The sequence below is a fragment of the bacterium genome (assembly GCA_020440705.1).
Taxonomy (GTDB): domain Bacteria; phylum Krumholzibacteriota; class Krumholzibacteriia; order LZORAL124-64-63; family LZORAL124-64-63; genus JAGRNP01.
Genome location: JAGRNP010000144.1, coordinates 1 through 8,617 on the forward strand (window position 1 = coordinate 1; position 8,617 = coordinate 8,617).

Consider the following 8,617-nt stretch of genomic DNA (forward strand, 5'->3'; position numbering starts at 1 on the left):
CGGCCCGCGACGCGCCGGGCGACCAGGCGATCGTGCAGGGCTTCCCACGCGCGGGCCGCCGGTCCCGGCGCCGCGCCTTCGGCCGCCGTCCGCCGCCAGCGCCGCACCAGCCACTTCTCCCCTCCATGCCGCCAATCAAGGATCCGCACGGTTCTCCTCCTCGACGCCGAAAAAGGCCGCCAACTCCGCGCGTGCCGCGGCCACGGACGCCCCGTCGTCGGCCACGCGAAGTTCGGGGCCCGCGTCGATCCGGACCCGACTGAAGGGCAGGGGCACCACGGTGCGGTCCCACGTCGCCAGAACGCGCGCCCGCGCGGCCGCCATGCGCAGCGGGGCCAGCGGCGCCCCGGTCAGACGGGCCAGCTGCAAGCCCCCGTCGTGGATCACCCCGAACGGACCCTTGGGCCCGTCGACGGCCACACCGATGCTGCGCCCGGCTTCCAACTCCCGTCGCAGTGCCACGAAGGCCCGCGCCCCGTTGTCGCCGGTGGCCCCGCGGACGTAACCGTAGCACGCCGTGCCCAGGGTGCGGATGAGGATGTCGCCATCGGGACTGCTGCTGACCAGCAGGGTGGGCCGCGCCGGGGCCACATGCAGGATGGCGCCCAGGATATCGCGGTGCAGGCAGGCGAAGATGCGCGGACCGCCCCCGGCGGGAACCGGCGGGCCCGCGAGGCGCAGGGAGGCCGCCAGGCCGCGCCACGCCGGCGGGGCGAGCAGCAGCTTGAGCCCCTGGAGTCCCACCTCAGGCCCCGTGCCCGGCCCGGGCCTCGTCCCGTTCGGCGGCCAGCGCGAGGATCTCGGCCGCCGTGCGCCGCCACACGCCGGCGGCTCCGCACAGGTCGCGCAGGCGGCGCACGTCGCCGTAGAAACGCTCGCGCTCGGCCGGGCGGGCCAGCCACCGCAGCAGATTGCGGGCCAGCGGCAGCGGCGTGGCGTCCTCCTGGAAGTGCTCCCGCACGATGCGGCGATCCATGATGAGGTTGCTCAGGCCGATGTGGTGGGTGCGCACGAGACGGCGGGCGATGAAGGCGTTCACCGCGCCGGTGCGGTAGACGAGTTCGTGGGGCACGCCGGCCAGGGCGGCCTCCAGGCTGGCGGTGCCGCTGCACACGAGGGCCAGGTCGAGGCGGCGCATGAGTTCCGGCAGGGGCTCGCGACTGATCTCGAAGGGCCCCTCGAAGACGTCATTCACCACGAGGGGGTCGATGCCCGGCGCCGCCGAGACCACGAACTTCAATTCGCGCTCGGGCAGATGGCCCATGATCGCCTGGCAGGTGACCCGGAGCACGGGCAGCAGGTGGTGCAGCTCCTGACGCCGGCTGCCCGGCAGCACGCCGATGGTCAGCGCCCCCTCCTGGTCGTGCATGGCGTGCTCGCGGCGGGCCAGGTCCTCCTCGAAGGGGAACGCGCCGCCGTAGTCCTCCATCAGCGGATGCCCCATGGGAAAGACGTCGAAGCCGCGCCGCGTGAAGTACTCGGTTTCGAATGGCAGGATGGTGCCCAGGCGGTCGACCTTGTCGCGGAAGCCGGCCGTGCGCCAGGCCCCCCACGCCCACACCTGGGGGGCGATGAGCCAGAACACGGGCAGGCCCAGCTGCCGGGCGCGTCCGGCGAGCTTGCCGTTGAAGCCGGGGAAGTCGATCGGAACCACCAGATCGACGCCTTCGTCGGCGAGGAAGCGCCACAGCCGCTTGCGCACCCGCAGCAGCGTGGGCAGGGTGCCCATGATCTCCGAGAAGCCCATCACGGCCACGTCCGCGGCGTCGGCGACGATCTCGGCTCCCGCCGCCGCGAGGGACTCGCCGCCCAGGGCGGAGACCCGCACGTCGGGGGCCAAAGACCGCAGAGCGGCCGTCAAGGCCGCTCCGTAACGATCCCCGCTGGCTTCGCCGCAGGACAGGAAGATGTGCGGGGCGCGGTCGCTCACGCGCCGCCCTCCCGGGTGCCGCCCGTCATGGCCACTACCTCACGATTCCCCGATCCGAACGGCGGATGAAGGCCATCAGGTCCTCGATGTGCTGGTTGAGCACACACTCGGCCGCGATGCGCTCGAGGGCCTGGGTCACGTTCAGGCCGGACCGGTACAGCAGGCGGTAGGCCCGCTTCAGGTTCAGCAGGTCGTCGTCGGTGAAGCCCTTGCGCTTCAGGCCGATGCTGTTGACCCCCGCCACCTCGATGGGGTTGCCCGCCACCTTGATGTAGGGCGGCACGTCCTGCGGGAGCCGGCTGCCCCCGCCCACGAAGGCGTAGGCCCCGATGCGGACGAACTGGTGCACCGGCGTCAGGCCGCCGATGATGGCGTGGCTCTCGACCTCGACGTGGCCGGCGAGGTTCACCGCGTTGGCGAGCACCGTGCCGTCATGCACGTGGCAGTTGTGCGCGATGTGCACGTAGGCCATGAGCAGGTTGTCGCTGCCGACGCGCGTCGACTCGCCTTCCCCCGTGGCCGGATGCACCGTGCAGTACTCGCGGAAGTCGTTGTTGTCGCCGATCTCGATGAAGGTCGTCTCGCCGCCGAACTTCTTGTCCTGGGGTTCGCAGCCGACGGCCGCCCCGTGGAAGAAGCGGTTGTTGCGGCCGATGGTCGTACGACCGTCGATGAGCACCGACGACCCGATCACGCAGTCCGGCCCGATCACGACCTCCGGACCGATCACCGCGTGCGGCCCGATCTTCACGTTGTGGCCGAGCTGGGCCGCCGGATCCACCACCGCCGTCGGATGGATCTCCGCCGCCGCGACTGCGCGCGGTCCGACGATCTTGTTGGTCTTCATGGAATCCAAGAGTCTCCTCCTTCAGGGCAGCGTCTCAGCTGTCCACCACGGTGGACATCAGATCCGCCTCGGCGACCACCTTGTCGCCGACCCATGCGGTCCCCCGCATCTTGCAGATCGGTCCTCGCAACTTGATCATTTCCAGTTCGAAACGAAGCTGGTCGCCGGGCGTGACCGGCGACCGGAAGCGGGCGTTGTCGATGCCGCTGAAGTACACCAGCTTGCCGCGGGGGTCGTCCACGTTGCTCAGCAGCAGCACGCCGCCCACCTGGGCCATCGCCTCGACGATCAGCACCGCCGGCATGATGGGGTGGCCCGGGAAATGGCCCTGGAAGAAGGGCTCGTTGATCGTCACGTTCTTCAGGCCCGTCACCCGCCTGCCCGGCTCGATCCCGGTGATCCGGTCGACGAGCAGGAACGGGTAGCGGTGGGGCATGATCTTCATGATCGAAGCGATGTCCCACGCCTCCGGATCGCGCGGCGGGTAGATCCGCGGCATGCGCCGCTCCACTTTCGCCAGCAGGCGCGTGAACTCCACGTTGGCGGCGTGCCCCGAAAGGCGCGCCTTCACGTGGCCCTGGATCGGCATGCCCAGCAGGGCCAGGTCGCCGATCAGGTCGAGGATCTTGTGCCGCACGCATTCGTCGGGAAAGCGCAGCTGCTGCCCCCCCGCCAACACCCCGTCGTCGAAGACGAGGGCGTTCTCGAACGACCCGCCCTTGACCAGCCCCATCTCCTGCAGCTGCGCCACGTCGCGCATGAGGGCGAAGGTCCGGGCCGGGGCGATCTCGTCCCGGAAGACCCAGGGTCGCACCTCGTAGGTCGCCTCCTGGGTTCCGATGGCCGCGTCGTCATAGGTGATGGAGAAGCTGACCAGGAACGTGTCGGCCGGCTCGGCCGTCACCTCCACGTCGCCGTTCCGCCACGACACGGGCCGGTTGATCTTGTAGGTCATGGCCGGCAGGCCCTGGTCCTGCACTCCCGCCTCGTCGATCATCTCGACGTAGGTCAGCGAGCTGCCGCAGGTGGCCACGGGCGGTTCGCCGCCCTCGAGCCGGATGTAGCAGTTGGTGATGCCCATGCCGGACATGGCCGCGAGCACGTGCTCGACCGTGTGGATCGTCACGCCGTCCTTGGCCAGGGTCGTGGCGCGGACGAGATCCTGCTCGCCGGTGACGTTCTCCACCACCGCCGGGATCTCGATGTCGCCCTCCGGCCCGGGCACGACGAAGACCAGCCCCGTGTTGATGGGGGCCGGCGCGAACGTCATGCGGGACGAGGCGCCGGAGTGGAGTCCCACGCCGGACACGCTCACCTCGCTCTTGACGGTCTTCTGCAACCAGAGCACCTGTCAGCTCTCCTGATCGTCCGCGGCGCCCCGCGGGGCGTCGGTCAGCCGGGCTTCGAGGCCGGCAAGTTTCGCTTCGAGCTCCCGCACCCGGACCAGCAGGGCCGGCACGCGCCGCGCGGCGCCGTAGGTGCGGAAGGCCGCCTTCACGTCCTGGACCGGGGTGCCGAAGAGTCGGCTGCCCGGCGCCACGTCCGAGATCACGCCCGACTGGGCGCCGATCTGCGCGCCGTCCCCGATGGTCACGTGGTCGGCGATGCCGACCTGCCCGCCGCAGACCACCCCGTCGCCCAGGGTGCTGCTGCCGGCCACGCCCGTCTGCGCGCTCAGGGCGCAATGGCTCCCCACGCGCACGTTGTGGGCGATCTGGACCTGGTTGTCGAGCTTGGTGCCGGCCCCGATCACGGTGCGACCGGTGGTCGCCCGATCGATCGTCACCCCGGCGCCCAGTTCCACGTCGTCCTGCACCTCGACGATGCCCACCTGGGGCACCTTCGCCAGGCCGGACGGCCCCGGCAGGTAGCCGAACCCGTCGCTGCCGACGACCACGCCGGCGTGCACGACGACCCGCGCACCCAGCACACAGCCCTCACGGACCACGGCCTGGGCATGGATCAACGTGTCGCGCCCCACCCGCACGTCGCAGCCGAGCACCACGTGGGCCCCCAGACGCACCCCCTGCGCCAGCACCGTGCCGGCCCCCACCACGCAGTAGGGTCCGATGGCGGCGGCCGCCGCCACGTCGGCGTCCGGATCGATCACCGCCGTCGGATGCACCCCCGGCGGGAAGGCCCGCTCGAGGGGGATCGCCAGGCTGCCGAGCACGGCGGCGAAGGCCCGGTACGGATCTTCCACCCGCACCGCCGGCTTGTCCACCACCATGTCCGGCCCGATCAGCAGGGCACCGGCCGCGCTCGCCACCGCCTCGGGCAACCGGGCCGCGTCCACCACGAAGCCCAGATCGCCGGGCCCGGCATCGGCCAGGGCCGCCGCGCCGGTGACGACCGGATCGGCGTCGCCGACGAGTCGGCCGCCGACACGGGCCGCGATTTCGCTCAACCTCAGCGGCAGCATCGTTTTCCTTTTCGTGCTCCGTGCCCCGGCCGCCCATTAAGGAACCGCCCCCCACCTGCGGTGAGGGGCAAGTCAGGTCGCGGCGGATCCCCGGTCAGGTTGTTGAAAATCCTCTCAAAATCTCAGCCGAGATCGGGCCGGTGTCAACTAAAAACCGACCTAGTCATCGCCCCGGGCGAGGGCCGCGAGCACATCATTCGTCAAATCGTACTTGGGATCGAGGAAGAGGACCGCCAGGGCCGCCGAATCGACGATCATGCCGTAGTCCTTCTCCTTGCCGATCCGCTCGACGATCGTCTTGATCTGGTCGAGGATCGGCGTGATCTTCGCTTCGTACTCCGCCTCGGCCCGCTGGTCGATGCTCTCGCGGAACTGGAAGTACTCGGCCCGCTTCTGCTCGAAGGCCTGCACCTTGGTCGCCAGGGCGTCCTCGCCCAGCAGCAGCTTCTGGCTCTCGATCTCCTCGGCCATGGCCGTCAGGACCTTCTCCCGCTCCGCCACCTCGAGCTCGAGCTCACGCAGGAACTTCTGGTACTGCTCCTGGGCGTCCCGGGCCGCCTCGTACTCCTCGGCGATGCGCTGCGAGTCGACGACCGCCAGGGGCTTGTGCTCGGCGGCGGCCGGTCCGGCCAGGGCGGCCACCGCCACCAGCAGCGTCGCGGTCGCGGCGATCATACGGTTCTTGCTCATGTCGTCCTCCGGCCCCACGCGCTGCCGCGCCGGGACCCGTTACTGGCCGCTGCTCCGGAACCCGGCACGGGTCCTAGAAGAAGTTGCCGATATTGAAGTGCGGCTCCCACCCGGGGGCCTTCTCGGTCCCGTTGTAGCGGTCGAAGCCGTAGCCGTAGTCGAAGCCGATGGTGCCCATCATGGGCACCTCGACCCGGATGCCGAAGCCGGCGCCCTTGCGCAGGCTCGCCAGATCCGCCTCCGAGAAGCTGTTCCAAACGTCGCCCATGTCCAGAAAAGTGAGCAGCTGGACGGCCTTGGTCAAGGGGTACAGGATCTCGGCGTTCAGGATCGTGAAGAAGCGCCCGCCGATGAAGCTGGGATTCCCGGCCGGCACGACCTCCAGGTCGCGGTAGCCGCGCAACGGGTAGCGGCGGTTGCCGCCGAGCCGGTAGCGTTCCCAGTCGGGCACGGGCGTGTCCTGCTCGAGGCGGTCGAGCAGGGCGAAATAGCCGCGCGTGTGCATGGCGAAGCCGCCCGGCAGCCGCTGGTAGAAGCTGTGGCTGAGGATGTGCTCCTGGAACGAGATCTGGCCGCCGAGTGGCCCGCCGGCCAGCTCGACGCTGTAGTTCGTCTTCGACCCCGAGGTCGGGAAGAACGGGTTGTCGGTCGAGTTGCGGCTCAGGGTGAAGCGCACGCTGCTCTTGGTCTGGGGCCAGTCGACCTGGTTCAGGGGCGTGTACTCGGGGTCGCCCGTGCTCAGGCCCTCCTGCAGACTCTCGATGTAGCGCTCGTAGCCCGCGTCGAAGTTGCTCAGCTCGGTGCGCGACAGCTCGTAGCGGAACCCCGCCCGGCTGTAGCGCGTGCCGGGGATGCGCCGGCCCAGCCGCAGGCTCACGCCCTTGACCCGGCTCTCGTAGAAGTCGTCCAGGTTGTACTGGTAGCGGTCGAAGAGGTCGACGCCCACCAGCATGGGCGTGCCCCGGAACCAGGGCTCGGTGAAGCTCAGGTCGACGTAGCGCCGCCGGGAACCGAACTGCCAGGTCACGCCGATGTTCTGGCCCTTGCCCTGGAAGTTGGTCTCCTGCACCTGGATGAAGCCGCTCAGGCTCGTCTCGGCGCTGTAGGCCATGCCGAACATGAACTGCCCCGTCTGCTTCTCCTTCACCTTCAGGACCATGTCCACGTCGCCGCCGGGACGGGGCTTGATGTCCGGCTGCACGTCCTCGAAATAGCCGGTCTGGAAGATGTCGCGCAGGGTCGACTGGATGCGGGTGTTGCTGAAGGTGTCGCCCGGGAAGGTGCGCATCTCCCGCAGGATGACCTTGTCGTGGGTCTTGGTGTTGCCGCTGATCTGGATGTCGCCCAGCTTCGCCGGCTGCCCCTCGATGAAGGTGAACTCGACGTTCACCGTCTGGTCGACGATGTCGCGCTGGGGCTCGACGGTGATGTAGATGTAGCCGCGGTCGGCGTAGATCTGCTGCAGGTTGGCCAGGGCCTCGAGGTACTCGTCCTCCTTGAAGACGCCGCCCTTCTCCAGCCAGATCACGTCGGCGATGGCCAGATCGTCGAACACCGTGTTGCCGGACCAGCGGATGTCGCCCACGAAGTAGCGCGGGCCTTCCTCCACCGAGATCACGATGTCGAGCTTTTCCGGCTCGTCCTCGCGGAAGTCGAGGTCGACGCCCGTCACCTTGGCGTCGAGGTAGCCCTCGTTGCGGGCGCGGGTGACGATGCGCTCCTTGTCCTCCTCGAACTGGGCCTTCTTGAAGGTGCCGCTGCGCAGGAAGCCCTTGGTGCCCTGCTCCATGGCGTCGCGCAGGTCGCCGGCCGAGAGGTTCGCCAGCCCCTCGAAGCGGATCGACTGCACCTTGACCTTCTGGCCCTCGACCACGGTGACCACCAGGTCTTCCATGTTGTTGGCGTCGACGCGCGAGCTGTCCGGGTGGATGACGACGTTGAAGTAGCCCTTCTCGTAGTAGAGTTCGCGCAGGGGCTGCAGTTCGCGCCGCACCACGGCCGGGTTGGCGAACTGGCCCACGTGCACCGTGAACTCGTTCCGCAGGTCCGATTCCTTGATCTTCTTGTTGCCCTGGAAGGTGACCGAGCGCACGCGGGGGAATTCCTGCAGATTGACGATGAGCTTCACGCCGCCGGGGACCTGCTGGCGATAGACGTAGACGTCGGAGAACTTCTGGGTGGCGAAGAGGTTGCGGATGGCCGCACTGACGAGATCGGCGGTCAGGGGCTTGCCCGTCTCCAGGCCCGACCAGGCCAGCACCTGGCGCGCGCCCACGGTCATGGCGCCGACCACTTCGATCTCGGTGATCTCGGGGGTGCCGACGGTCTGGGAGCGGGCCGGACCCGCAAAGGCCGCCAGCAGGCACAGACAGAGGATCAGGCGGGCACGGGTCGTCATGGGCGGATTCGGGCTCCCCGGTGGTTCGCGGGCGCCGGTGATGGGGCTCCGGCCCCGTTCCGGTGCGGTTCCTTGCACGTCCCGGCGATCCGGGAACGGCCGCGGCATCGTAGCAACGGCCTGCTGCTCCATCAATGAACTTCTGTGCGGGACAGGCGGGGTGCCGGCCGCACGGATCCAACCGCGCCGCGCCGGGGAAGTTCCCGCCGCGGGCTGCGCGACCGTCGCGCCAAAATAGGCGACGGAGCGGATGGAATCCAGCCGAATTCCGGGGCGAAGCCCCCACGCGAACGGCCGCCGCTCCCGAAGGGAACGGCGGCCGTGCGTGGT

7 protein-coding genes are annotated in these 8,617 nt (G+C 69.4%); all 7 read right to left on the reverse strand.

Going from position 1 to position 8,617, the window contains the following annotated elements; translation table 11 throughout:
• Nucleotides 1-135 precede the first annotated feature (135 nt).
• Nucleotides 136-744, reverse strand: coding sequence for a DUF374 domain-containing protein (locus KDM41_15765; GenBank protein MCB1184883.1), 609 nt, complete (start codon nt 742-744; stop codon nt 136-138).
• Between the two features lies 1 nt (nt 745).
• Nucleotides 746-1,930, reverse strand: a complete 1,185-nt coding sequence (gene lpxB, locus KDM41_15770; GenBank protein MCB1184884.1) for a lipid-A-disaccharide synthase — start codon at nt 1,928-1,930, stop codon at nt 746-748.
• A gap of 34 nt (nt 1,931-1,964) precedes the next feature.
• Nucleotides 1,965-2,777, reverse strand: a complete 813-nt coding sequence (lpxA, locus tag KDM41_15775; GenBank protein ID MCB1184885.1) for an acyl-ACP--UDP-N-acetylglucosamine O-acyltransferase — start codon at nt 2,775-2,777, stop codon at nt 1,965-1,967.
• A gap of 34 nt (nt 2,778-2,811) precedes the next feature.
• The gene (locus KDM41_15780) at nt 2,812-4,125 is read right to left on the reverse strand and encodes a bifunctional UDP-3-O-[3-hydroxymyristoyl] N-acetylglucosamine deacetylase/3-hydroxyacyl-ACP dehydratase (GenBank protein ID MCB1184886.1); all 1,314 of its coding nucleotides are present in this window, start codon (nt 4,123-4,125) and stop codon (nt 2,812-2,814) included.
• A 3-nt stretch (nt 4,126-4,128) separates the two neighbouring features.
• The gene (gene lpxD, locus KDM41_15785; protein MCB1184887.1) at nt 4,129-5,199 is read right to left on the reverse strand and encodes a UDP-3-O-(3-hydroxymyristoyl)glucosamine N-acyltransferase; all 1,071 of its coding nucleotides are present in this window, start codon (nt 5,197-5,199) and stop codon (nt 4,129-4,131) included.
• Between the two features lie 159 nt (nt 5,200-5,358).
• On the reverse strand, nt 5,359-5,889 hold the full coding sequence (locus KDM41_15790; protein MCB1184888.1) for an OmpH family outer membrane protein: 531 nt from the start codon (nt 5,887-5,889) through the stop codon (nt 5,359-5,361).
• Nucleotides 5,890-5,962: 73 nt separating this feature from the next.
• Nucleotides 5,963-8,287: an outer membrane protein assembly factor BamA gene (gene bamA, locus KDM41_15795; GenBank protein MCB1184889.1), complete on the reverse strand. Its 2,325-nt coding sequence runs from the start codon at nt 8,285-8,287 to the stop codon at nt 5,963-5,965.
• Nucleotides 8,288-8,617: the final 330 nt, after the last annotated feature.

What these genes read in the sequence shown, in the direction of transcription:
- lpxA (MCB1184885.1), bottom strand. Translation starts at nt 2,777, where the DNA reads ATGAAGACCAACAAGATCGTCGGACCGCGCGCAGTCGCGGCGGCGGAG.
- KDM41_15790 (MCB1184888.1), bottom strand. Translation starts at nt 5,889, where the DNA reads ATGAGCAAGAACCGTATGATCGCCGCGACCGCGACGCTGCTGGTGGCG.
- bamA (MCB1184889.1), bottom strand. Translation starts at nt 8,287, where the DNA reads ATGACGACCCGTGCCCGCCTGATCCTCTGTCTGTGCCTGCTGGCGGCC.
- lpxD (MCB1184887.1), bottom strand. Translation starts at nt 5,199, where the DNA reads ATGCTGCCGCTGAGGTTGAGCGAAATCGCGGCCCGTGTCGGCGGCCGA.